Below are 24,772 nucleotides of genomic sequence, written 5' to 3' on the forward strand. Positions count from 1 at the left end.
TCTTGTGCCAGTCCGAAGTGGCTGATAGCCTCGGCCATCACTGAGACAGTTTGAATCCAACTGTCTCGTTATGGGAGGCGTCAAATGGCCCGTCGGTCAGTGGGTAAAAGTCCTTTTCGTGCGGTCACCGCAATCGCCGCGAGGCATTCCTGGTGGGTCGTCGGCATCTGGCTGATCGCGGTTGCCGCACTCAATGTTGTTGCGCCGCAGCTGGAACAGACAGCGACCGAAAAGTCCGCGGCAATTGTCCCGTCGGACATGCCATCCACGCAAGCACTGGTCGATATGTCCAACGACTTCGGAACGCCGGCGTCGACCGCTGTGGGTGCCGTCGTCCTTGCCAGCGATGGTGGGTTCGGTGAGCAAGAGCAGAAGTACTACTCCGAACTCATTGCCCGCCTGTTGGCCGACCGCGACCACGTGGCTTTCGTTCTCGACATGTACGGCAACCCAGCTACCCGGGACTTCGCGCTGAGCCCCGACGGCAACGCCGTCACCGTCACGGTCGGTGAGCAGGGCGAAATCGGCACCTCCAACGCGCACCGATCCACCCAGGCCATCCGTTCGACAATCGAAGACGTTGCGATGCCCGAGGGATTGGACGTGCACTTCTCGGGTCCCGCACCGACGTTGGTCGACGAGTTCACTGCCGTGGACACGTCGATGGTCCTGATCACCGTGGTGTCTGTCCTGCTCATCACGTTGATGCTCGTCATTGCGTTCCGATCAGTGGTCGCTGCGCTGATCCCGTTGCTGACCATCGGTATCGCGCTGGCAGCGTCACGCGCGGTTGTGTCCGCCTTGGGATGGAATGCGGTGCTCCCGGTCTCCACCCTGACGGTCACCTTGATGACAGCGCTCGTCCTCGCATCCGGTACGGACTACGCCATCTTCCAGACGGCGGCCTTCCACGACGCGCGGCGACGCGGTGACAGTCCGCTGCGGTCGGTCGTCGCTGCGGGCTCGAACGTAGGAGCTGTTCTGACAGCATCGGCATTGACCGTCGCCGCCGCGGCGACGTCGATGATCTTTGCCAAGAACGGCATGTTCACCACCTCCGGCCCTGCGATCGCCATCGGGTTGATGGTCACCCTCGCAGTGTCGCTCACGTTCACCCCTGCGCTGCTGTCCATCTTCGGACGCCGTGGATGGATCGAGCCCCGGGTCTCTCGCGAGCGGCAATGGCGCCAGCGCGGCACCCGAATCCTCCGCCGCGCAGGAGCGCTCACCGCAGTGTCCGTTCTTGCGCTCGTAGCGGTGGCCGCGCCAGCGCTCGGCATGGTCCCCAACGGTGACGACAGCGCGATGATCATGGGCGACGCCGACTCCACAGCTGGATACGACGCGGTCCACGAACACTTTCCGGCCAACGAGATCGTGCCGGAATACTTGGTCATTCGCGCTGATCACGATCTGAGAAACACTACCGATCTCGCAGCGTTGGACCGCGCCGCCGCCGCAGTGGCTGACCTGACGAACGTTGCGTACGTGCGGTCGTTGACGCGACCGAACGGTGAACCGCTCCCCGAGTCGGCGATCGGTTACCAAACCGGTCTGATCGGAAGCAACCTGGGAGCAGCACAGGGTCAGATCGCCAATGCCCAACCCGACCTCGAGCGGTTGGCGTCCGGCATCACCGAACTACGAGACGGCGCGCTCGACGCACAGAAGCAGCTTCCCCAACTACTCGACGGGACCAACCAGGTTGTTGCGCTGTCGAATTCGGTGATCGACCTACTGCCGACTGCCACGGCCCTGACCACCGCCACCACTGCCGACGGCCGGACCCTCGATCAAGTACTCGGCCAAGTACAGTCGCTGACCGGCACACTCGGAACGCTGGTCTCTGCCGTACAGGCGAACCAACAAGCAGTGAACGATTTCCAGACTGCGTTGGCACCGTTCGCAACTCCGGACCCGTCTCCGCAGTGCGCTGTTGATCCGGGCTGTTCGGCCGGGCGCGCACTGTTCGGTCAGCTCGACGCCGCAACCTCGGGCGCACTGACCGCAGCCCTGTCCGCAGCCGACGCTGTCTCCGCGCTCCCACCCGACACTGTCGACACCATCGAGGGAGTACTCCCGACCCTTCGTCGTGGACTCGGCGAGATCGATTCACTCGTCGCATCTCTCGACGGCCGCACACCGCAATCGATCCGATCCGATCTCGAGCGACTCCAAGACGGGATGTCCTCACTGGCAACAGGAATAGACCAGATTGCCGGCGGGCTCTCCCAGGCCAAAGACGGGACCGACACCACCGTAGCGCTGACCGGGCAACTCTCCGACGGTCTCGGCGAGGCTGCGAACTATCTGGCGTCCATGAGTCACGACACCACTACCGGCCCCGGCTCCGGCTTCTACCTCCCCCCGAGCGCATTGCAGGACCAACGGTTCGTCACCGGAGCGAAGCTGCTGATGTCGCCGGACGGCAACGTCGCGCGTATGTTGGTGATGCAGAAGGGCAACCCATACAGTTCCGACAACATCGCCGCTGTTGGTGGAATTGCCCAGGCTGCACGAAACTCGTTGCAGGGCAGCACTCTTGCGGACTCCGAAGTCAGCTCCACCGGCCTCACCTCGATCACGGCCGACATCATCGATCAAGCAGAACGCGACTTCCTGCTGATCGCGATCGTCGCAGCCGTTGCCGTCTTCGCCATCCTCGCCGGTTTGCTCCGCAGCCTCGTCGCACCCGCTCTGCTCGTGACAACCGTGTTGCTGTCCTTCGCTTCGGCCGCCGGTATCAGCGTCCTCCTGTGGCAGCACCTGATCGGTATCGGCCTGCACTGGTCGGTGCTTCCGGTCTCGTTCATGTGTCTGGTCGCCGTCGGGGCCGACTACAGCATGCTGTTCGCGTCCCGAGTCCGCGAGGCCAGCGCCGGCGGCACCACCAGTGGGATTCTGCGAACGTTCGGAACAACCGGCAGTGTGATCACTACTGCAGGAGTCGTTTTCGCAGTCACGATGTTTGCCCTGATGTCAGGATCAGTGGTCCTGCTGTTGCAGACCGGCTTCACCATCGGTGTCGGACTGCTGATCGACATCGCCGTAGTGCGCACCATCATCGTCCCCGCAGCGCTGCACCTACTCGGTGATCGAATCTGGTGGCCCTCGGTGCCCCGAACCAGCTTGCACAGACCCGCACAAATCCGGCCCGACACGGCATTTGACGCCTGATGCCGCAGTCGACCTGACTTCGTTACGGAACGAGCACTATTCGGCCGAACACCTGCCCATCGTCCATTCGTCGATGAGCCTCGGCTGCGCGATCGAGTGGTAGCACCTCGTCGACGACGGCGTGGAGACGGCCGGGTGTGAAGAGACCTGCTCGCACTCGGTCTCGTTCGGCGGTGGGGATGGTGTCGAGGCTCAGCATGCCGACCGTCAACGATCGCCGGAAATTGCGCATCAATGTCGGGCCGATCTCGGCCGGTGGACCTCCGACGACACCGACGACAACAATTCGACCATTGTCGGCAAGCCGTTCCACGAAGTCCGGAAAATGCTGCCCGGCAACGATATCGACGATCACATCGAACGTGTCCGGCCCGCCGCCGTGCCCATCGCGATCCAACACGTGCGTAGCTCCGAACGATCGGAGCTTCGCACCGCGCTCGGCCGAGGACGTCGTGACCGACACCGACGATGCTCCCATGCTCGCGGCCAACTCCACTGCAGCGATGCCGATGCTCCCGCCTGCCCCGCGCACCAGCACCGACTCTCCCGCCGCCAGCCTGGCGCGATCGAGCGCGAAATGCGCTACTGGACCGGCAGATCCGAGCGTGACGGCATCGATACTGGATACGCGCTCGGGCAGTGCCACCACGTCGGCCAGATCGGCGACCGCCTGTTCGGCGTAGCCACCGCCCATGCCGGTGAACGCCCACACCCGTCGCCCCATCCAGCTCGTGTCCACGCCGTCGCCGATATCGGTGATCACACCTGCTATCTCGCTGCCCGGAACGTGTCCGGCACTCAGCCCGAGGGTGCCGAGGGTGCCACGGCGAACGATGGCGTCGACGCCGCCCACTCCGATTGCCTCCGTGCGAATCTGGACCTGCCCAGCCGACGGAACGGGCGTCGGCACGTCCACGACCTGCATGCCATCGGAACTTCCGAACGTCTGTATCGCTATTGCCTTCACATCTGCCTCCGGTCGATTCGAGTTCCGCCGACGTTAGTGGACACCCCCGTCCGTTTACGTAAAGTGAGAGCCATGGTCCAAGAATTGACTCGTCTACGCTCCGATGCCGAGAACAACCGGGACCGCATACTCGAGGTTGCACGCGAGGTGTTCGCCTCGGACGGGCTCGCGGTGTCCATGCGCGAGGTTGCGCGCCGGGCGGACGTCGGCCCCGCCACGCTGTATCGCCGCTTCCCGACCAAGAAGGACTTGATCCTCGAAGCGTTCCTCGCCGAGTTCCGCCTGTGCCGCAACATCGTTGCGAGCGGGTGTGCCGATCCTGACGCGTGGCGCGGGTTGTGCAGCGTGATCGAACAACTCAGTGAACTCAACGCCAGGAATCAGGGATTCACCGAGGCGTTCATGACCGAGTACCCCGGCACCGTCGATCTCTCGACGCATCGCACCGACGCTCTACGCGGGTTCACCGGACTCGCGGCCCGCGCCCAGCGGCAGGGGAAACTGCGATCCGACTTCGTCGTCGACGATCTCGTTCTTTTCCTCAGCGCCAACCGGGGACTCTCGACTCTCTCGACCGAGGACCGCGTCCACGCCGCCCGACGATTCGCGGCCCTGATGATCGACGGACTGCACGCGTCGCCGACCAATCAGACGTTGCCGACCTCGCCCCGACTCGGGCTGAGTCGCATCTAGGCATGGAACGCCGTTCCAGTTGTGGCAGGATCTGCCCATGACGAACACGAAGCCGACATCAGCTCGACGTTCCGATGCTCTGTCGAAAGAGCGCATCGTGCAGGCAGCGATCGAAATGCTCGATGAGGGTGGCACCGATGCTCTGACGTTTCGGACCCTTGCCGCACACCTGTCCACAGGTCCCGGAGCGCTGTATCACCATGTCGGCAACCGGGACGATCTGCTCGCGGCAGCGGCCGAGGCTGTCATGTCATCGGCGTTCGAGCCTCTGCCCGAGAACGAGGCGGCAGAACCGGGTGTTCGCGGCCTGACAATGAGAATGTTCGACGTGATCACCACGAGGCCATGGGTGGCAACACAACTCGCCGCCGCGCCGTGGCAGCCGGCCGTCATGCATCTCTTCGACCGCATCGGAACCGAACTCGACACACACGGAGTTCCCGAAAGTGCGCAATTCGACGCCGCATCCGTCCTTCTGTACCACGTTCTCGGGGTTGCGAGTCAACGCGATGCCGGGATGCAACTGCCCGCAACGGTGACGGACCGCGCGGCATTTCTCGACTCCACGCGCACAGCGGTGACGGACTCCGGCGACTATCCGTTCCTGACCCGCATCGCGTCGCAGTTCGCGGGCCACGACGACCGAGAGCAGTTCCAGGCCGGAGTCGACATCATCCTGGCCGGCATAGACCGAGGTTGAACCGAACGACACTCACCACGCCCGCTCCTGCACTTGACAGTATTGGAACGCTGTTCCATCCTGTGTTGGAACAGTGTTCCAACGACGGGCGGAGACAGCCATGAATACATCCATCTCGATCGTCGGTGCAGGGCTCGGCGGCCTGGTGCTGGCACGGGTACTGCACGTGCACGGAATCGCCGCCACGGTGTACGAGGCCGACTCCGCGGCCGAAGCTCGCACCCAAGGCGGACAGCTCGACATCCACGAGAACGACGGGCAAGCCGCCCTCGCCGCAGCCGGGCTGACCGAGCAGTTCCGCGCCATCATTCACGAGGGAGGCGAAGCGACTCGCGTCCTACGCCCGAACGGTGAGGCCCTGCTCGACGAACCCGACGACGGCACCGGAGGTCGACCGGAGGTACTGCGCGGAGACCTGCGACGCATTCTGCTCGACTCACTGCCGGCCGACACCGTTCAGTGGGGCCATAAGCTCACCTCCGTCCGCCCACTGGGCAATGGCCAACACGAAATCGAGTTCGAGAACGGAGCCACCACGGTCAGCGATCTGCTCGTCGGTGCCGACGGCGCGTGGTCACGAGTCCGATCCCTGCTCTCCGCCGCCGAGCCCGAGTACGTGGGCACCGTCTTCGTCGAGACCTACCTCCACGACGTCGACGTACGCCACCCCGCCACCGCCCGCGCAGTCGGCGGTGGTGCAATGTTCGCCCTCACACCGGGTAAGGGGATCACCGTGCATCGCGAGGCAGGCAACATCCTGCACACGTACGTTCAGCTCAACCGCAGCGCCGACTGGATCGACTCGATCGATTTCTCCGACGCAGCCTCCGCCAAAGCAACGGTCGCAGCCGAGTTCGACGGGTGGGCACCGGAATTGACGGAATTGATCACCGGCGGGGAAACCGCACTGGTTCCCCGCAGGATCTTCACGCTGCCCAACGACCACCACTGGGATCACACTTCGGGGGTGACACTCGTGGGCGACGCCGCACACCTGATGCCGCCATCGGGAGACGGCGCGAATCTGGCAATGTTCGACGGTGCCGAACTCGCTCGCGCGATCTCCGATCACCGCGGCGACATCGACGCAGCCCTGTCGGTGTTCGAGAAGGCCATGTTCACACGAAGTGAAGCGGTGGCCGTGCAGGCACACGAAACACTCCACCTGTGCCTCGGGGAACGATCCCCGTTCGGGCTGATCGACCTGGTCACCGGCGTCAACAACGCGGTGTAATCACTTGTCGCCGAGCATGTTTCTACGCTGCCTGTGGTTGGCGACGTTGATGCGGTTGCCGCACAGACCCGGCATGCAATAGCGCCGTCTCCCGCCGCGACTGACGTCGACGAACACGCCGTTGCACGTCGGTGACGCGCACGCACGGAATCGCTCGAACCCGAGCATCCGCAGCGCGCTCAGCAGGGCGTAGCCCGTGAACACCGTCAGCTCCTGAACCGCCGTCCCGACGCCGTCGGTTGTTGCCTGCCAGCGCCATCCGCTGCCGTCTACTTCGACCAGTTGGACGCGATGCGGAACCGTCGACAGCAGCTCATGCGTGAGGTCGACAATCTCGCCCGGCGAGGAGGCGTCGAGGATCGCTCGGAGGCGCTCGCGGAGAGCCCGGACCTGCTCCAGATCGCGTTCGCCGAGCACTGCCGTGTCGACGCCGTTCTCGACGAGGAACGAGTGCAGGGCATCAGGGTCGCTCAACTGGTCGCCGGCGATCACCCACACCGTCGGTGACGTGTTCACCAGTTCGGTCGCGAACGCGGCACCCTGGGTGTAATCGTCAAAAAGAACTTGCACCCCTTACCTCCTGTCGCTACCGTAACCGAATAAGCTCACTTTACTCCCTTACGGACGGATCTCGGTATGACGACGCGACAGCACTGCAGCTCCACCGCCGACGGCTATGGGCATCCCCTCACCGACGCACTCGCCGACGCACGCGATCACCTGCGCCGAGCTACGACGGCCGCGTCTCGAACACCTCTGGTGGGTGCCGACCTGTACTGGGCACTCGGAGTACTCGGCCAATGCACGTCAGCCGCCAACGACGTCATCGAAAAGATCGGCATCGACGCTGCCGATCAGCTGTCCGGTGGTTCCGCTGCGGACAAATCCGGTGCGACCACGACGACACGCGATACCGCACTGGTCTCCGCGATCCTCGCCCTCGCTACCGCGTCGACCCGCTGCCAGCCGGTGACAGCTGCGGTCACCGATGCGCAGATTGCCGTCACCGACCTCGGTTCAATTCCTCGACGTCATGAGGGTAGTGGCCGATGAATCTCGGCAGAACCGAAGGATGAGATCGGCAGGTAGAGCAGGGACCGAGGCGCGAGCGCAACGCGTGGACGAGGCCCGGGTTGTACTCTGGAGCAACGCTTTTGCCGCTGCGAATGTGCCTCGCTCACTCCACGACGAGATGACGCAGGTTCATGGATCGTCACGCTTCGTCGCCTCCCGGGTTACCGACCCCGCGCACGTTTCACTGTCGTTCACGCTGGAACCCGGTGACCGACCGGCATCGACCTCGAGGAGAGAACGGTTGAGGGTGCGAATAGCCAGCGTGACGAAGGCAAGCGTTCCAGCGATTACCAGGATGTCGTCGACGGTGACGGCGAACACTACGGCGGCTGCCGCCGAAGCTCCCGCCAGCGCGACGGCGACGGAGTGCACGCGTTGCCGCTCAGGGCGACGGGCATACAAGTCTCCTGTGACGTACGCGCCGGTCATCAATAACGCACTTGCTGTTCCGGACAACACCGATGCCTCGATCATGGCCGCCGGTCTTCTACAGGGGCAGCACACCGCAGGACCAGAACGGGTGCTGAAGCATTGTCTCCCGAAAGATCCATCCGGGTAGAGTCTTTCGGCTCACTGTCTACGCTGGAAGGCACGAACATCTAGTTCACGTCAGGGAAGAAGGGGGCGACCGGGAAGCACGGAACGGGTGTGGCGTGGAGGGGGTCGAGTGCGTTGAGAACGTGAAGCCAGACGCGGCGGCTGTACAACGTGGAGAGGTGTTCCGAGCGATCAATATCGCAATCTTGTTGCAAAAGAACGTTGTTCACGTTGGGGCCGTCGAGATATTGCTGGGTGAACGGGGTGACGATCTCGTCGTATTTCGTGATGAGGGTGGTGTATTCGGGTCCGGGTCGGGTGTCGCCGTGGGCGTAGGTCTCCTGCACGACGTCCGATCCGATGGCTTGCTGGGTGAATGCCGGTGCCAGGGCTTCGAGGGTGTCGTAAATGGCTCGCCCGACGGGCGGAATCAGGCTGCGCCCGTACACGACTTCGCTTGCTGTGGTGCCGTGATTACTCGGTGAGATGCCGACGAATTTGTCCACCTTGCCTGCACCGTCGAGAACGTTGATGTAGTAGGCAGGCAGGATCCCGCCACCTTGTGAATGGCCGACCAGGTCCACGTGGCTCGCGCCGGTGTCGGCGAGCACCCGATCCACGGTCGTTGCCAAGGTGCGTCCGGACCTGCGGATGTCGTCGGTTGCTTGAACCGGTGACGTAGAGGCCCAGGCAGGGTTTCCGTAGTTGAACGTGAACACGCAGTAGCCGTTGTTTGCGAGAAACGGAGCACCGGTCTGCCAGGCCAGTGCTTGCGTGGTGGCGGTCGGGTTGATCAGGACCACAGGGTTGGGGTGCGCAGGACTGGGTCGGCACTGCGGATTGTTGGCACCGGGCGGCGCAATGGTGGGAAACAGTGCTGCTGGAACGGCATTGAGGTCGAACGGGACAGGTAGCGGGCCGTCTACGGGTTCCGCGTCGGCGATGCCCGCGGGCGCGATGAGCGCGGCGACCGCAGCTCCGATGACCACGACTGCTCGAGTGCACGTCTTCGGCATGGCAGAGCTCGCTTTCAGATGGCGACTGGTTCGAAAATGTAGGTAAGTCAACTTGTGGCTTCGGAACGTGGCGCGGTCACAGCGGTGGTGCACCGCCCCCGCACAGGGCAGGCCGGTCGGCGGCGAACTGTCGGTACAGAATGTTCAACGGGTGGCTGCGTAGCGCAGGAGCCGCCAGCGGAGGTCGGGATCGAGGTCGGGCACTGTCTGCCGCGTCAGGGTGCGGTGCAGTCGGGCTTTGAAACTGTCGACGTCGAGCCCGAAGCACAACAGGATTTCGGAGGCGTCCGCGCCGCCGTAGGGCTCCCACTTACGGGCGAACTCCAGCACGTTCTGGTCTTCGGTTTGTCGCGGCATCGTCGAACCGGCCTTCGTTCAGGAAGTGCACTGCCTCGGTCCGAGGGAACCGGCCGAATCAGCGGTACTCATGGTCAGATGCGGTCCCGTCGTGATGAGGGCTCGTCATGTCGGGTGTCCCGTTCGCGTCTCGGCGAACAACTAGAGCGAACCCCTGGCGGGCTCTGTCACGCAAGCACAGGAATTCCGTTTACGCTGGTGAACAGAGCTTTCCAACCGGTTTACACACGGAATGTTGATCCAACGTGTCGCACATCACAAGAGGCAGGCGCGGGTAGGTTCATGCGTAAACCTGCGAGTGAGTTCACGCGTAAACCCACCGGTGGCTGTTCAGCCGGCGACGCAGCCTTCCCGGCGAACAAACAGGGTCGCCGTGACCCTGACGGCCGATCGCGCACTTGCGCGACGGGGCGGAGACGCTAATGGGAATGAATGGCCGTCAGCGTCGCTATTGCCGAGGCTGTGACGGCAGTGAGCGCAATCATGACCACTTCGATGTCGGTGGCCGAGGTTCTGCTCAGCACCAGAGCAGCCGCTACCAGAGCCACCACAGCCGCTACCGCAGTCACGACCGCGACGGTATCGCGCGGGTCGAGCCACTCCCGGCGAACGGGAACACGATCGACCACAGTGGACGGCAACGGTCGTGCAATTACCGCGTACACCGACAAGATGATGGCGAAGGCGACATACCCGAGGGCGGCTGCGGACGGAACGGTGGTCGTACCGGGGTCGGCTCGCAGAACGAGCGCGCCGATATCCGACAGTGCTGCTGCAGCGAACGCAGTCGCCAACACCGCCGATCCGAGTATCCGGTGACCGTGAATCATCGGCGACAACGCAGCGATCGCCAACGCGATATCGGCCGCGGGATGAAGTGCGTACAGCAACACCATGGCGTCGCTGCGCAGGTGCAGAATCGACAACAGCAGGATCGAAAGCGCGTAGGGACCGGCAACCAGCACGACCCCGGTGACTGCGTTGTGCCATCGTCTGCGCCATCGGGCCAGGCCGTATCGCTCGGCTCGAATCCACAGAGCCGCCCCGGCACACAGATAGGACGCGACGAAGAACAGATCGAACAGCGGCCCCGTCGGGATCGAACGGTGCATCGGATACCGCTCGACCAGCCAGCTCACACTACCGAGCATCCATGCCAGCGACCCCGCCGTCAGCAACGAAAAGAACACGACATTGAGGCGGTCGCCCGCCCGCGTGAACTCGAGGGCGCGCCGACCGAACAACGCTGCGGCGACCGCGACGAACACCGGTTGCACAAGCTCGGTCAGCATCGACATGCGCCCGCCGTCACCGTTCACGGCTTGCACCACCACCAAACCGACGCCGCCGCAGAACAGCAAACCTGCCCACACCACTAGCCTCATGCGCAGTACCAGAGGTATGGACGAGCCGGTAGTTCCGCTCGTGTCGGGGACGGTCGACGGCAGCTCGGGCCGAGACGCAGCGCGGTCCTCGCCCTGCGCGGAGCTGTCAGCATCAGAGGCATCTACCGCGTCCGGTGGCGCTGCCTCTGCACCCGGATTGGCGGCGCACCACAGTTGCTGTGCCACAGTACGATCGGCGTTCACCGATGCGCAGACCTGCTCGATCACCGCCCACGACAGACCCGCCGACTGGATGGTGAACGCTTTGGCCACCGTGGTGTGGCTGTAGTCGGTCGCTGCGGCGATCGCCCGCAGACTCGGCGAGCCGATAGCCTCGCGCGCCGAGTTCAAGTGGCCGGTCAGATCGGGCGCTTCCCGATCCTCCAGTCCATCAACATCTTCCATCGTGCCTCGCAAAGAACCAGTTCCGAACACTCGACGACCGTCGAGGCCACTGCGACCCACAACGCGCCGGTGATCGTTCCGGCAGGGAAGGTCGAGACAATTACAGCACACTCATTACACTTGGCATTCCATGCGCTGAGAAACTGCAGCGCCTCCGCACGGCGTCCAACACCGGTTCCGGACCACTGGAATGCCACCACGCTGCAGGGATGACCGCCGGTTTCGCTTGGGACTCCAAAAGTGTTGACAATGAATAGCTTTGGCTCGAACTCCGGCTGTTGATAGCGCAGCTACGCCACCCCGTCTCCACCGGCCGACGCATTCAGCCGCCGCAGTCGACCCACCACGCGGCACTCCCCCAAGCTCCGCCAACAGAGGGCGTGATGATTCGTACCTTCTAGTACGTTCTCCTCATGGCTCCGAAGTGGGAACAGGTCCGCGCGAGTAACTACGGCACGATGGGTCGCACCATCCGCGGTGTCGTGCATCGAAGCGATGGATCGCGTCAGCTGGTTCGGCACGAACCGGACACGACGTCGTGGCGTCTGGAAGACGAGTCCGGCGACCCCACGTTCATCGAGAACGCGGACAACAGGTGGTCGCGTGGCGCGGACGGTGTCATGGTCCATGCAGTGAAGAACGCGAACACGTTCTACATGGACATGGGATCACCGGCTCCACTGCTGCGCGCCTACGACATGTTCCCGCCGAGAAGCAATCACGGGTTCGGCGACTCGCGTTTCACCGATCCGACAGCGCCGCAACAGGTCACAGTGCGCGATCGCGACGGGTGGGAAGTAGAAGCCACCGATCCACACTCCACCGAACGGATCACGTATGTGATCGACGCCGAACTGGGAGTCGCCCTGCGGTGGCAATACGGCGACCAGTGGATGGAACTCGAGAACCCTGTCCTGGACGAGGAATTCGACGCGGACCTGTTCCGATGGTCGGGCCCATCACACCAGGCGGACGACGACATGGCCAGAATGCAGCGCGACCAGCAGGAACGAGAACAAGCCCTGGCGAGTATCGCCCGAGCGGTGCCCACCTGGTTGCCGACGACCATCACCACCACACCCCAGTCGGGAGATCCTCGTACAGGCGAACTCATTCTGGCAGTCGAGGGTCATACTGCGTACTTCACGCTGCGCCGCTGGGTCACCGCGATCGGCGAACCCGAGGTGACCTGGCCGAACGATCAGACTCCGGCTCTCCACCGCCAGAGTGTCGGTGAGTGGACCTACGAGATCCGCTCCTATCAGGAGATGCGCCCGGAGGACTGCGAGCGCATCATCGACTCGATTGTGCCCGTCGACCCACCGAACCGCAGCGCCGCAGGCATCGCCGCGGAAATCGCTGCGGAAGAACGAGATCGGCGCGAAGCGGAAATCACCGACATGCTCGGAACGGGCCGTGCACTGGCCGATCACCTCACGGGGGAATCACTGCTGATCCGCACCGACTTCTCCGACGACTCGGCCTGGCGTGAGATCGCGCTCGCCGCCATGGCACCTGTCGACCAGGGCAACGACATGGAGTTCGAGGCCGTATTGACGTGCATCGACAATCGCGATCACGACGGCTGGTCCGTCACCCAACTCCTGCAGGCGTTGGGTGACTCACCGCCGTACTACGTCTTCGTGGTCGACACCGAAACGGTGCACAACCCCGAGCACCCGATCGCCGTCGTCGACACGGGAGTTGACGACCCGGAGCGTCACGGCAAAACGTTTCGAACCGTCCCGTCGGAGATGTGGAGCATCGAGAACAATCTGTCGATCGCCAACATGGATTTCGACGACTTCGCAGGCAGCGCCGACGAAGACGGCGTCTTCCGCGGCTTCCCGGAACCTGCACGACCGGTCGAACAGGTGACGACACAGGATGTGGCCGGGTGGATCGCCGACGATCTGCACACCGACACGCTTCGTCGGTTCCACCGAGAGATCGACGGGTGGAAGTACCCGTACCCGATCGCGCTGTTCGAGGCGGAGATGGCCGAAGTGCACACCCAGTTGCTGGCTGCCGACTACGACAGCCGTACCGACACCGAACTCGTCGGTCACGACGAGTTCGGTGAGGTCGCCGCCCGCGGAGGGCCGGCACTGCACGGCGGTGTGCCCGTGAGCGGCGCATACTGGTCATTTCTGCTCGACATGGAGTCCCGCCGCCCACTGGCTGCCTACCGGCTCGAGTTCCTCCCGCCGACCGATCAACCGGTCCAGGACAGTGACGCATCGTCTTCCGCGGTAGTGGAGGTTCCGTTTATCTCGAACGAGATGGTGTCACTGTCATCGCTCACCGACGACGATGATCTCGTCGACCGCGACGCCGTTCGGCGAGCCGTCGCCGCAGAGGCTGTGCGCCTGCACGGCCCGGACATGGTCGGCAGCGTGGAACCCGCCCTGATGCGAATCCCGCGGCTCGAAGGATTCAGCATCGGATGCTCGGTCCAGATCGGCGGCAAGCCCATGTTCTACGTGGCTGTCGTGACCGCTGTCGACAACGAGTTCATCATCAGGGAAGTACCACCGGAAGGGCTGCGGGTGGTTGCCACACGTCACGATCAGAAATAATCGAACTACGCCATTCATTCAGTGACACAGAAGATTTCAATACTCTGTGACCTCGATGGGATTGTCGATGGATTACCCGTCGCACCTACCGAAGTGCAATGAAGACAGCGCACAGAAGAAACACCGCGGCAGTGATGCGGTCGACTATGCGGCTACCGCCGCGGTCGAGAAAGCGCCGAAGGCGCAGTGCAGCAACACCATAGAGCGTGATGATTGCTGCCATGACAACGACGAGAGCAAGGCTGAGAACCAGGTAGTCCTTCACGTGTACGTGCGTGAGGTCCACGACGCCGGGCAGAAGTGCCACGTAGAAGCCGATTGCTACAGGGTTGGACATGGTGAGCACGATTCCGAGGGCGAAACTGCGTGCCCGGCGGGAGGCCCCCGGGTGCGTCGCTGCCCCGGCCGTCCTCCACTTTTTCACGGCGAGACAGCAGAGGTAGATCGCACCGGCCCAGGTGATGACGCGTAGCACCGGCTCGTAGGCCGTAGTAGCGGCGGCGAGGCCGGCCATTGCCACACCGAGGAGAGCCAGCTTTCCAACGATGATGCCGACGGCCAGACCGGACACGCCCCGGAGCCCGGCGTCGAGAGACCGAGCCATGACCGCGACGACCTCTGGACCCGGGGTGGCAGCAGATGCCGCGAACGCCGCGGCGAACAGAGCGACATCGACGACGCCGATCACCGCTTGTCACTGCTCACCGAGGTGGGTGTGCGCCGTGGTGTCGACGTCATCGGCAGAGGGTGATCGCCGAGCCATTCGAGCACCGTGTGGGCATGGCGGTCCGGCGGGAACACGGGGTAGAACACGTGCTCGATGATCCCCCCGGTAATGACGAGAGCAAGCCGGCGGTAGACCGTGAGATCTTCGGTGCCGAACGTCGGTAGGCCGATCGCGGCGTGCAAGATCAGCTGAGTGTCTGTGAGCAGCGGGTAGGGCAATCGCAGTGCCTGAGCCAACTGCGTCTGATATTCGACCGGTTGGCTCGACAGACCGAAGACCGCGTCGATACCGGCCTGCACCAGCTCTGCGTAATGGTCGCGCATGTCGCAGTTGTGCGGGCTGCAACCGCGCGCACCGGGGATGGCGTCCCAGCCGTCGGGCATGTCCTGTCCTGGTGCGCCGGTCATCGGGAACACGTAGACCAGGACACGCCCGGTACCGACCGCGGCGAGATCGACGAGGGTGCCGTCGGTGGACGGCAACCGAGTGATGGGCATAGCCATCCCGGGCAGGTGATCGGTCGCTCCATCGTCGCGCGGGGCGGTGAGGTCGGCTGGCAGCGGCGCGAGATCGGGGTTGTGCGCGTCGACGGAGGCCCACTCGTCTGCCATCCGCGTACTGGCCTCTGCGAGGTTTGCGACCAGCGCAGCGCGTTGGCGGTCGAGGTGGCCGATCGCCTGGTCGAGTCGTTCGATCGCCCGGCGATACCCGGACAGTGAAGCGGGGCAGGCGTCTGCGTGCGGGCCGCCGGCGTTGAGGCAGTCGACGAACGGTGCCATCTCTGCCAGTGGAATTCCGAGTGCGTTGAGTCGGTGGATCTGCGCGACGACCTGGACCTGGTGGCGGTCGTACATGCGGTAGCCGTTCGCGGCGCGTGTTGGGACGACGAGTTCCAATGCCTCGTAACCACGCAACGCCTTCGATGAGGCACCCGTCTCGGCGGTCACTTCTCCCGCTCGTAGCAGCTCTTCCATCCCCGTACCGTAAACCCGGCCCCCAGGGGACAGGTCAAATGCGATCCCAGGGATCGGCAGACTCACCTCAGCCGCTCGTGCACCTCACGTGAGGTCAGCGGTGACGGGTGGCGTCGAGACTGCCGAGGAGGGAGAGCGCATCCGCGCTCGGTGACCCGACCGGCGCGGTGGCGACGATCAGTTGTTGTCCAGGAGCGTCTCGAACCTCGAACGTTTGGTACGTCAGATCCAGTCGGCCGACCTCGGGGTGTTCGATTCTTTTCTTCGTGATGCCCAGACCGGCGACCTCGTGGGCGTCCCACAGTGTCGAGAATTCCGGACTTCGGCGTCGAAGAAATTCGACCAGCGGTGCGACCTCGGGGTGCGTGGGGGTGAAACCCGCCGAGAATCGTAGGCCGCTGATCGTCGCTCGTGCGATCACAATCCAGTCGAGGTAGTAGAGCCGTGCTGCTGGGTCGAGGAAGAGATATTCGACAGGCCGGTCGTACTGATCGGCACCGATGAGCGCGGTGGCAATCCTGTTCGACGACAACACCCGGAAGCCCGAATTGACAACGTATGCAGCAGCATTGGAAACATTGTCCATCATCTGTTGCAGGTCGGTACTCACCGCCTCGTCGACGACGAATGCCGCCGAGGACGTCAACCTGGCGAGGCGGTAGGCATGGGCGCGACCGTCTGCGCCGAGCATCAGCGCCGCGCAGATCGTGTTCATCACCTGGGCCGACGGGGTCCGTTCGCGGCCTTGTTCGAGGCGGGCGTAGTAGTCGACGCTGACCCCCGCCAGCACGGCGACTTCTTCGCGTCGAAGCCCCGCAACCCGCCGTGCGCCGACGTCGGGGAGCCCGACCTCGGCCGGGGTGACCCGGGCACGCTGCGCACGAAGGTAATCGCCCAAGCGGTTGTCCTCTGTCATCACTCGACGCTACTGCCTACGCGACCGCGCCGTCGGGCCGGAGTCATTGGACGCGTTCGGTGTTGATCATGTCGAATCGGCTGCACAGGCCGCCGTCGAAGGTCACCGTCCATGTGTTGTCGAAATCGCCGAGTTCGGCGTAGTGGCCGACGCCGGTGATGGTCGCGCAATTGCCGGCAATCGAGGAAGTGGCCCACTCGAAGGTCCAACCACCGCTCTGCCACTGCCACCGACTGCGCCATCCGGTGACGATGGCGTCGCGCCCGATCCAAGCTGTCTCGTAGGGCTTTTCGTGATACTCGGCCGTCTCGGTGAACAGTGCCGCAATGTCGTTCGGATCGTTGGTCGTCCATGCGTGCAGGTAGGCCTGCACCCATTCGTCTATCTGCGCCTGGGGCATGGTCGTTGCAGTTGTCATGCGCTCAGTGTGGGTCGAATGCACGGGATCAGGAAGGGTGCAGTACTCCCTGCTCGGCACACCCTTCCTGCCATGGCAGGTGCCACGTTGACTTCGTGGTGACGGCGGACGAACGCCGACCCGATCGAAGGAGCGCCATGAATATCGTCTTGATCACCGGAGGTAGCCGCGGAATCGGAGCGGCAACCGCACTCGAATGCGCACGCCGAGGGCTCGGTGTGGTTCTGACCTACAACAACAATCCGGCCGCCGCGGAGGCCGTCGTCGCCCGCATCACCGAAACCGGGGGAACTGCGGTGGCAATGAAACTCGACGTCACCGACAGCGCAACATTCTCCGCCTTCCACGACTCCCTGCACACCGCATTGCAGACCACCTGGGACCGCACGACGTTCGACTACCTGGTCAACAACGCCGGCTACGGTCTCTACCATCCGATCGGAACCGTGACCGAGCAGCAATTCGACGACCTGTTCAAGGTTCATCTCCGCGGCCCGTTCTTCCTCACCCAGACACTCCTGCCTCTCATTGCCGACGGCGGTCACATCGTCAATCTGGTCAGTGCCACGTCGAGGGTGGCCACCGCCGGGGTCGCGCCGTACGCCAGTTTCAAAGGCGGCCTGGAAGTATTGACGCGGTATCTCGCCAAGGAGCTCGGGCCCCGGCGTATCCGGGCCAATTCCGTTGCACCGGGACCGATCCGAACAGAACTCGGCGGCGGCTTGAACGACGAGTTCGAGACCTTACTGGCGTCGCAGACCGCTCTGGGGCGCGTCGGCGAACCCGAGGACGTGGCCGTAGCAATTGCCGGCCTGCTCTCGGACGACAGTCGGTGGATCAACGCGCAATCGATCGAACTCGCGGGCGGCTACATGATCTGACCCTCGGGCCCCCGCCGAAGCCGCAACCCCACGGTTCTTCGACGACCATTCGGACAAGCAACGGTAAGAGAGTACACCCGAATTATGTTCAACAGCACAGTAATTGACGCAGACGCTGCGGGGTCTAGCCTCGACCGCATGGCGAAGACATGGATCTGCAGCGGCTGCGGACTCGAACACCCCGCATCACCGGATGCGCCACCCTTGGACGGCTGCGTCCTGAATCTCGGGCCGGTGTCCGATGAGGAACTCGGCGATCTGGGTCCGCACACCCGCCGATGGCTGACATTCGACGACCTAGCGGAGCAACCACACACCCTCGACTATCGCGATCATGGGCAGGGTGTGCACAGCTTTCGGCGCGCGCCCCGCCTCGGCATCGGGCAGTGGTCGTTCCTGGTGACGACTCCGCAGGGCAACCTGTTGTGGGATCCGCCTGCGTATATCGATGACGAAATCGAGACCCTGGTGTCGGGGCTCGGCGGCGTGGCCGTCATCGCCACCAGTCATCCACATATGTTTGCGGCTCAGGTGAGTTGGAGTCACGCGTTCGGGCGGGCACAGGTGTTGGTCAACGAGCAGGGCAAACAGTGGCTGCCTCGCACCGACGATGTCATCGAAACCTGGGACGGTGAGGTACAACCCCTACCCGGTGTCCGCATCATTCGGCTCGGTGGCCACATGCCCTCGAGCGCAGTCGCTCTCACCACCGGAGGTAGTCTGCTGGTCGGAGATACCGTGGCCGGTAGTCTCGACCCCGAGTGGCTCTCCTTCCAACGCAACTATCCGCGGCACGTGCCACTGTCTGCCGGCACCGTGCAGCGGCTCGTCGACGACCTCGAAGCCCTCGACTTCGATCGGCTCTACACACTCGGCGGCGACGCCATCGAACGTGACGCCCACACCGTGTTCAGGAATTCGGCACGACGCCACATCCGATGGGTCAGTGGCGAATTCGACCACCTGACCTGACGGGAATAGCCCCATCCCGACGGGGCGGGAACGAACAGATCTCGAGAATTCAGACGGCAGTAGCCGAGATCGTTGTCTGCAGCCCAGCATCGATGCTGTCCATGGTCGACGCGAAGGCTTGCGTCATGTCGATATCGAGTCGGTCGGAGAGGACGAAGATCCACCACAGGCACTCGGCGAGTTTGTGTTTCAGTTGGTCGTCGACGTCACCGTCGATATCCCAGGTGCCGTCGTGTGCGAGTATCAGCCGACCGATGGTGCCGACGTCGTTGGTGAATCCGAGCATCAGTTCGTGCATCGACCACACCTTGCCGTTGAAGCGCTGTTCGAGAATTTCGTAGAGTGCCCGGACTTCGAGGGCGCGGTCTTGCGCGGAGTCGAGATTTACCGGACTTGTCGAGTCTGCAGTAGATGCCATGCCGGCGACGCTATAGCCGATCATCTCTCCGGAAGAAGGGTGTAACGCACCCTCCTCGACCTTCGGTCATGATGTACCGGTGCCGACTACCGATCCCTTCCACGCCCTCGTTCTGATGAACGCAGTGTTCGCGTCGGCCGCATGGTGTCTCGCCAAGCCTTCGTGGCCCGGAGCGATCTCGCTGGTTGTTGCCTCCATTCTGTGGCTGTTCTTCAACGGGCCCATCGAAGGTGCAGTGTTGTACGTGGTCGACGCAGACAGGGGGTTGACCGAATCCGATTTCCTCACTGTTGCCGGGGTGATCCTGGCTGGGGTGACTGTTGCAAGGGTCCGGCGCATCCAGCGGCCGGACGTCGACTCCTGAGCGTCTGGTGCGGCTCGTCCGCGATGTAGTACTTCAGATGGATGCGCTCTCGAGTACCCGGTGATTGACTCTCTCCCGTGAGTCGTCCGATGAGTGTGTCCGTCACCCGAAACCACTGGCCGATCGTTGCATTGGCATGCGGCGGGGCGGCGTTGGTGGCCGCGTTCGTGCTCGGCCCAGCCGCGTTGCTGCGCGGACGCTATCCGCAGTTTCAGGATCAATCAGTCATGAGTGAGCTGCTCGGCCGCGGCCTGGTCGAATACTGGGGCAGCGGCGTCCGCACATACCCTCCCGGCTTGGCGGAGATGGTGGACTACTGGTTCGAGTGGCACGCGATCAAGATCGTCATCTCGGTGCTGCTGACCGTGGTTCTGGGTCTGCTCGCGGCGACTCTGTGGCGGCGATCTCTGACAGCCGGCGTCGGTTACGCGGTTGCTGCGGCCACTACGACTGTGCTGTCACTGTTTTCGGTGTTCGTGGCCGTGCTCAACATCCAGTCGACGGTCGCACCCGTGGTAGCACTGCTTCCGATGCTCTCCGCTGACAATGCGGACGGGCAGACAGCGCAGTCTCTGATCGAGAACGGGGTGCAGAGCGGAGACTCCCGGCCGCCTCTGCTCGAGCTGCTCACACAGGTCGAGCACTACAACTGGGCGGTGATCGTCGCTACCGCCGTGGTGATCGCAATAGTCGCTACCGGAACCGTGATCGCCTTCCGACGCTACAGATCGGCGGACGGTGCTCACCGTCGAATGTTCGTCGTCGTCGGATCACTGGGTGCAGTGATGACGATAGCGATGGCGCTGCTGTTCGTCGCGGCCGTCGTTGCTGTCGTCGATCCAGGCGAAGCCCTGCTCGGCGCTGTCGGCCTCTGACTCTATTGCCGGCTGCGTTCGCGAGCACGCGCACGAAATTGGCCGAGCGCGAGGACGATCAACGCGACTCCTAACAGGGTGAGGGGAACTTGAGCGCGGGGAGCATCGATGTCGAGTACGACGATCTGCCACACCACCCAGCCGATGGTCACCAACCCTTCGCACGCGACAAACACCGCAGCTTCGGAGGCGTCGACGAGCACGGCGGCCACACAGATCAACGGTCCGAGTCCGAGAAAGAACAACACGAACAACCCGGATATGCGGTAATCCCAGGTATGCCACGACGGGAGCATCCCGACATTCAAGCCCAATGACCGCCCGGTGGGATCCGAGGTCAACGACACTCCGTTGAACGTCCCGGCTGCACCCAACAGGATCAGCAGCGCCACCGTCGAGAGCTTGTTCACGGTGACGTCATGTGTTGGTCGTCCTTCGGTCGTGGCCGCCGCACCCCGGCGTAGATGTGATCCTGCCAGAACGAGGCCGCTCGGTCTTGTTCTATCCGAGAAAGCACTATGCGACACTCACCGTATGAGCATCAAGCTCGAAAACGTCGGCATCGCCGTCCGCGACATCGAAGCCACGATCGACTTCTTCACCGAGCTCGGCCTCACGGTCCTCGGCCGCGACACGGTCAAAGGTGAGTGGGCAGACACCGCCGTCGGTCTCGACGGCAACCACGCCAAGATCGCAGTGTTGCAAACCCCGGACGGCCTCGGGCGTATCGAGCTGTTCGAGTACATCCACCCCGACGCCATCGAGACGACGCCGACGCTGCCCAACGAAATCGGCATGCATCGCATCGCCTTCTCGGTCGACGACATCGACGCCGCTCTGGCGATCGCAGCCCGCCACGGTTACTTTCCCCTGCGAGGCGTGGCCGATTACGAGGGCGTCTACAAGCTCACCTACCTCCGCGGGCCGAGCGACATTCTTCTGATGTTCGCCCAATCGCTTTCGACTCCCGACAGCTAGGTCACCGCATTGGCGGCTCGAACAACCGCGTCGAGGGTGGCAGACAGGACGGAGCGATCGATCCCTGCCGCCCACTCGGAGCCTGCGGCAGTGCGATATTCGAGCATCGTGACGGCATCACTGTCGTTGCCGGCTCGCACACTGGTCTGGGTCAGGCCGAGAATCTCCACATGACGGCCGTGGGCGGCCAATGCTTCGACGAGTGCCTCGACCGGGCCCACTCCCCCGTGTGACATGCTGAAGGACGTGCCATCGATCTTCAGTGTGACGCAGGTGTCGGCGGAACCGTTGTTTTCGTGAGAGTCGAAGCCGATCAGCGTCACATCCGCGTCGTCGATATCGATGTACTCCGCCCTGAAGATGTCCCAGAGCTGCTCGGCCGACAGTTCGGTACCGATCGAATCGGTGCGGGCCTGCACGTGCCGGGCGAGGTCGATCTGAAGGCGACGCGGGAGTTCGATGCCGTAGCCGGTTTCCAGAAGATAGGCGATTCCTCCCTTGCCCGATTGCGAATTCACTCGAATGACAGCGTCGTACGAGCGACCGATGTCGTTGGGGTCGATCGGCAGATACGGCACCCGCCATTCGATCTCGCCCTCGGAGCGACCTTCGCTCAGCGCCCGCGTGCGGTGCTCGGAGAAACCCTTCTTGATGGCGTCCTGGTGCGTACCACTGAAGGCGGTGTGCACCAGATCGCCCACATACGGATGCCGAGGATGGATCTCGAGCTGGTTGCAGTATTCGACGGTGCGGCGAATCTGGTCGATGTCGGAGAAGTCGATCATGGGATCGATACCCTGTGCATGCAAATTGAGTGCGAGAGTGGCGATATCGACGTTTCCGGTGCGTTCACCGTTGCCGAACACACAACCCTCCACCCGTTGCGCACCGGCCAGGACTGCCAGCTCCGCACAGGCAATTCCCGTGCCGCGGTCGTTGTGCGGATGCACCGAGAGGATCACGCTGTCGCGGCGCGCAAGGTTGTCGTTCATGTACTCGATCTGGTCTGCATAGACATTCGGTGTCGCCACTTCCACGGTGGCAGGCAGATTCAGGATGACCGGCCGCTGCTGCGTCGCGTCCCACAGAGTCGTGACGGCATCGCAGACGTCGAGTACATAGTCGGGTTCGGTGAGATTGAAGACCTCGGGTGAGAATTCGAACCGCACGTTGGGCAGGTCGCCGGCAAGTTCGAGGACGTCGGCCGCACCCGAAAGTATCAGTGAGCGAAGCTCGTTGGCCTCACGGCCGAGTACTACCTCACGCCACGTCGGAGCGGTGGCGGTGTACATGTGGATCACGACGTCGTTGGTGATGCCGCGAATCGATTCCACTGTTCGCTCGATCAGGTCACGTCGAGCCGGGGTGAAGACCACCACGGTCACGTCGTCGGGTGCGAGATCGGTGTGGGCAAGCAGTCGCACGAAATCGAAATCGGTCTGCGACGCCGACGGATAGCCGACTTCGATTTCCTTGTAGCCCATGGCAACCATCAACTCGAAGAACTGCTTCTTACGAACAGGATCCATCGGCTCGGGAAGGGCTTGGTTACCGTCGCGGAGATCGACAGGCACCCACAGCGGTGCCTCGGTCAGCCGTCGGTCCGGCCAGCGACGTTCCGTCAGCGGGATGTCGACCTTCGAGTAGACGTCACGGTAACGATGTGACGGCATCTGGGAGTGCCGCTGCCGATTCCATGTGGGCGCATCGGAGGGGACGGGACCAGCGGGAGTGGACAGGGTGGGAAATGCAGACATGGTGGAGGTACCTGTTCTGATCGGACGGTGAGGCGAACCGGCAGGCATCGGGCTCCACGACGGGGTTGCCGGTCCTGGCTATTCCCCGTCGTGGCCGATAAGGAGAAGGCCCGTGAATGTGCGCATGCGAGCAATGTAGCACCACTCCTCAGACAAGCTGAGGAGTAGGGTTCCGGTGTGAGTGCGATACGCCGAACATCCTTGGCCGATCAGGCCGCCGAACTGCTGCTTGCCCGAATTCAGTCCGGCGAGTGGCCGGTCGGCACCAAACTGCCAGGTGAAACCACCCTTGCCCCCATGTTCGACGTCGGTCGATCGACGATGCGCGAGGCCATCAGGCAACTGGCGGGGCGCGGAATTCTCGTCACCAGGCAGGGCTCCGGAGTCTTCGTCGAATCACTCGACGAGGCACGTACGGAATGGGACCGAGTTCTACAGCGGGTTCACATCACCGCAGTCCTCGAAGCCCGCCTCGCGATCGAAGGTGAGGCCGCCGCCCTCTCCGCAACCAGACGCACCCCCACCGATCTCGACACCATTCGCAGCTCACTCGAAACGCGCAATACGACTCGTAGCGACGCAGTCGATTTGGTGAACGCGGACATGGCTTTTCACCGCTCCATCGTGGTCGCGTCACACAACGACATTCTGCTCGAACTCTTCGACTCCATGGCACCACGTCTTTGCGACGCCATGATCGACATGTTGCGAATCGCCGGATCCTTCGGCGACGATGCAGACCACGACACGCACGCAGACGTCGTCGAGGCAATCGCGGAACGCGATTCACAACGAGCTCACGCCCTCACACGCACGCACCTGCTGGACTTGTCGGACTCGATGAACCCGTCGACGTAACAGGCCGAGGCGGAGGGAGGAACAAGGTGTATCCGGGATGGGACTACGTGCGGAGCAACAGCTTGGTGTGGCGATTACCCTTGTACGCGGACACGATTGTCCCTGAAGGCAATCCCCCGTTCGAGCCACCCGTTGCGTGGACAAGCGCACTCGACGCCGTTGCACGTGACCTCGAGTGCCTTCGATTCGGGCGTGAAGTGAACATGCGCCCACTCGTATGGGAGTTCGAGATCACGCCCCAATACTGCGTGATCATCGGGTGGGCCGGAGCCGAGGGCATGGGAGGTTTTGGCCGAGGCGACGGCATGTCGATGGATTCGACCTATCCCGACGCGGCCGTATGGGTGGCAGAGACAGTACAAACGGAGTTGGCCGGGTACGAATTCGTACAGTGGCCGAGCCACGGCAAGCACTTACTGAAGCCGTCCGCCCACTCGAACGGCCCGCGATGGATAGATCCGCACGACAACACCGTGGTGGCCGATATCGGATCCCTCTGCATTCCCTGAA

At 63.3% G+C, this 24,772-nt stretch carries 26 protein-coding genes; 13 read left to right on the forward strand and 13 right to left on the reverse strand.

Going from position 1 to position 24,772, the window contains the following annotated elements:
* The first annotated feature begins 84 nt into the window (after positions 1–84).
* Positions 85–3,177 (forward strand): MMPL family transporter, encoded by a 3,093-nt coding sequence (locus tag CH294_RS06525; RefSeq protein WP_094737402.1) that lies wholly within the window; start codon positions 85–87, stop codon positions 3,175–3,177.
* Positions 3,178–3,199: 22 nt separating this feature from the next.
* On the opposite strand, the gene CH294_RS06530 is transcribed toward CH294_RS06525, so the two are convergent.
* Positions 3,200–4,102 (reverse strand): zinc-binding dehydrogenase, encoded by a 903-nt coding sequence (locus CH294_RS06530; RefSeq protein WP_249305111.1) that lies wholly within the window; start codon positions 4,100–4,102, stop codon positions 3,200–3,202.
* 114 nt (positions 4,103–4,216) lie between these two features.
* Between CH294_RS06530 and CH294_RS06535 the strand changes: the two genes are divergently transcribed.
* The 3 genes from CH294_RS06535 to CH294_RS06545 all read left to right on the forward strand — a co-directional run bounded on the left by CH294_RS06535 (position 4,217) and on the right by CH294_RS06545 (position 6,771).
* Positions 4,217–4,837 (forward strand): TetR/AcrR family transcriptional regulator, encoded by a 621-nt coding sequence (locus tag CH294_RS06535; RefSeq protein WP_032405363.1) that lies wholly within the window; start codon positions 4,217–4,219, stop codon positions 4,835–4,837.
* Positions 4,838–4,874: 37 nt separating this feature from the next.
* On the forward strand, positions 4,875–5,537 hold the full coding sequence (locus CH294_RS06540) for a TetR/AcrR family transcriptional regulator (protein ID WP_094737404.1): 663 nt from the start codon (positions 4,875–4,877) through the stop codon (positions 5,535–5,537).
* Positions 5,538–5,637: 100 nt separating this feature from the next.
* Positions 5,638–6,771: an NAD(P)/FAD-dependent oxidoreductase gene (locus CH294_RS06545; protein ID WP_094737405.1), complete on the forward strand. Its 1,134-nt coding sequence runs from the start codon at positions 5,638–5,640 to the stop codon at positions 6,769–6,771.
* Here CH294_RS06545 and CH294_RS06550 read toward each other — a convergent pair whose 3' ends face one another.
* On the reverse strand, positions 6,772–7,341 hold the full coding sequence (locus CH294_RS06550) for a CGNR zinc finger domain-containing protein (RefSeq protein ID WP_094737406.1): 570 nt from the start codon (positions 7,339–7,341) through the stop codon (positions 6,772–6,774).
* 66 nt (positions 7,342–7,407) lie between these two features.
* On the opposite strand from CH294_RS06550, the gene CH294_RS06555 reads away from it, so the two are divergent.
* The gene (locus tag CH294_RS06555) at positions 7,408–7,824 is read left to right on the forward strand and encodes a hypothetical protein (RefSeq protein WP_249305113.1); all 417 of its coding nucleotides are present in this window, start codon (positions 7,408–7,410) and stop codon (positions 7,822–7,824) included.
* Between the two features lie 150 nt (positions 7,825–7,974).
* Here CH294_RS06555 and CH294_RS06560 read toward each other — a convergent pair whose 3' ends face one another.
* The 4 genes from CH294_RS06560 to CH294_RS06575 all read right to left on the reverse strand — a co-directional run bounded on the left by CH294_RS06560 (position 7,975) and on the right by CH294_RS06575 (position 11,545).
* Positions 7,975–8,319, reverse strand: a complete 345-nt coding sequence (locus CH294_RS06560) for a hypothetical protein (RefSeq protein WP_094737407.1) — start codon at positions 8,317–8,319, stop codon at positions 7,975–7,977.
* Between the two features lie 125 nt (positions 8,320–8,444).
* A complete protein-coding gene (locus CH294_RS06565) occupies positions 8,445–9,398 on the reverse strand; it encodes an alpha/beta fold hydrolase (protein WP_094737408.1) in 954 nt (317 codons plus the stop codon).
* Between the two features lie 144 nt (positions 9,399–9,542).
* On the reverse strand, positions 9,543–9,755 hold the full coding sequence (locus tag CH294_RS06570; protein ID WP_094737409.1) for a DUF3263 domain-containing protein: 213 nt from the start codon (positions 9,753–9,755) through the stop codon (positions 9,543–9,545).
* Positions 9,756–10,174: 419 nt separating this feature from the next.
* Positions 10,175–11,545, reverse strand: coding sequence for a hypothetical protein (locus CH294_RS06575; protein ID WP_141216466.1), 1,371 nt, complete (start codon positions 11,543–11,545; stop codon positions 10,175–10,177).
* A 413-nt stretch (positions 11,546–11,958) separates the two neighbouring features.
* Between CH294_RS06575 and CH294_RS06580 the strand changes: the two genes are divergently transcribed.
* Positions 11,959–14,124 (forward strand): hypothetical protein, encoded by a 2,166-nt coding sequence (locus tag CH294_RS06580; protein ID WP_094737411.1) that lies wholly within the window; start codon positions 11,959–11,961, stop codon positions 14,122–14,124.
* Between the two features lie 85 nt (positions 14,125–14,209).
* On the opposite strand, the gene CH294_RS06585 is transcribed toward CH294_RS06580, so the two are convergent.
* From CH294_RS06585 to CH294_RS06600, 4 genes are all read right to left on the reverse strand, one after another.
* Entirely contained in the window at positions 14,210–14,812 is a 603-nt protein-coding gene (locus CH294_RS06585) for a LysE family translocator (RefSeq protein ID WP_094737412.1), read from the reverse strand.
* Positions 14,809–15,825 carry a redoxin family protein gene (locus CH294_RS06590; RefSeq protein WP_094737413.1) on the reverse strand — a complete coding sequence of 339 codons (1,017 nt, stop codon included), beginning with the start codon at positions 15,823–15,825 and terminating at the stop codon, positions 14,809–14,811. The genes CH294_RS06585 and CH294_RS06590 overlap by 4 nt, the downstream gene beginning before the upstream one ends.
* Before the next feature lie 94 nt (positions 15,826–15,919).
* Positions 15,920–16,741: a helix-turn-helix transcriptional regulator gene (locus tag CH294_RS06595; protein ID WP_094703062.1), complete on the reverse strand. Its 822-nt coding sequence runs from the start codon at positions 16,739–16,741 to the stop codon at positions 15,920–15,922.
* 43 nt (positions 16,742–16,784) lie between these two features.
* The gene (locus CH294_RS06600; protein ID WP_212709770.1) at positions 16,785–17,159 is read right to left on the reverse strand and encodes a nuclear transport factor 2 family protein; all 375 of its coding nucleotides are present in this window, start codon (positions 17,157–17,159) and stop codon (positions 16,785–16,787) included.
* Between the two features lie 137 nt (positions 17,160–17,296).
* On the opposite strand from CH294_RS06600, the gene CH294_RS06605 reads away from it, so the two are divergent.
* Together CH294_RS06605 and CH294_RS06610 are read left to right on the forward strand one after the other, a co-directional pair.
* Positions 17,297–18,040, forward strand: a complete 744-nt coding sequence (locus CH294_RS06605) for an SDR family oxidoreductase (RefSeq protein WP_094737415.1) — start codon at positions 17,297–17,299, stop codon at positions 18,038–18,040.
* Between the two features lie 138 nt (positions 18,041–18,178).
* The gene (locus CH294_RS06610) at positions 18,179–19,012 is read left to right on the forward strand and encodes a hydrolase (protein ID WP_170944617.1); all 834 of its coding nucleotides are present in this window, start codon (positions 18,179–18,181) and stop codon (positions 19,010–19,012) included.
* A gap of 49 nt (positions 19,013–19,061) precedes the next feature.
* On the opposite strand, the gene CH294_RS06615 is transcribed toward CH294_RS06610, so the two are convergent.
* The gene (locus tag CH294_RS06615) at positions 19,062–19,430 is read right to left on the reverse strand and encodes a hypothetical protein (RefSeq protein WP_094737546.1); all 369 of its coding nucleotides are present in this window, start codon (positions 19,428–19,430) and stop codon (positions 19,062–19,064) included.
* Positions 19,431–19,509: 79 nt separating this feature from the next.
* On the opposite strand from CH294_RS06615, the gene CH294_RS06620 reads away from it, so the two are divergent.
* Both CH294_RS06620 and CH294_RS06625 read left to right on the forward strand, forming a co-directional pair.
* Entirely contained in the window at positions 19,510–19,794 is a 285-nt protein-coding gene (locus tag CH294_RS06620; RefSeq protein ID WP_094737416.1) for a hypothetical protein, read from the forward strand.
* Between the two features lie 89 nt (positions 19,795–19,883).
* Positions 19,884–20,669, forward strand: coding sequence for a hypothetical protein (locus CH294_RS06625; RefSeq protein WP_094737417.1), 786 nt, complete (start codon positions 19,884–19,886; stop codon positions 20,667–20,669).
* A gap of 2 nt (positions 20,670–20,671) precedes the next feature.
* Here CH294_RS06625 and CH294_RS06630 read toward each other — a convergent pair whose 3' ends face one another.
* Positions 20,672–21,079: a hypothetical protein gene (locus CH294_RS06630; protein WP_094703066.1), complete on the reverse strand. Its 408-nt coding sequence runs from the start codon at positions 21,077–21,079 to the stop codon at positions 20,672–20,674.
* A 124-nt stretch (positions 21,080–21,203) separates the two neighbouring features.
* Here CH294_RS06630 and CH294_RS06635 point away from each other — a divergent pair, with 124 nt between their 5' ends.
* Entirely contained in the window at positions 21,204–21,647 is a 444-nt protein-coding gene (locus tag CH294_RS06635; RefSeq protein WP_094618985.1) for a VOC family protein, read from the forward strand.
* Here CH294_RS06635 and CH294_RS06640 read toward each other — a convergent pair.
* Positions 21,644–23,404, reverse strand: a complete 1,761-nt coding sequence (locus tag CH294_RS06640) for a 2-isopropylmalate synthase (RefSeq protein WP_094737418.1) — start codon at positions 23,402–23,404, stop codon at positions 21,644–21,646. The genes CH294_RS06635 and CH294_RS06640 overlap by 4 nt on opposite strands.
* Positions 23,405–23,581: 177 nt before the next feature.
* Here CH294_RS06640 and CH294_RS06645 point away from each other — a divergent pair, with 177 nt between their 5' ends.
* Positions 23,582–24,262: a FadR/GntR family transcriptional regulator gene (locus CH294_RS06645; RefSeq protein ID WP_094737419.1), complete on the forward strand. Its 681-nt coding sequence runs from the start codon at positions 23,582–23,584 to the stop codon at positions 24,260–24,262.
* A 203-nt stretch (positions 24,263–24,465) separates the two neighbouring features.
* Positions 24,466–24,771, forward strand: coding sequence for a hypothetical protein (locus tag CH294_RS06650; RefSeq protein WP_249305115.1), 306 nt, complete (start codon positions 24,466–24,468; stop codon positions 24,769–24,771).
* Position 24,772 lies beyond the last annotated feature (1 nt).

The sequence above is a fragment of the Rhodococcus sp. 14-2483-1-1 genome, from assembly GCF_002259335.1.
Lineage (GTDB): Bacteria > Actinomycetota > Actinomycetes > Mycobacteriales > Mycobacteriaceae > Rhodococcoides.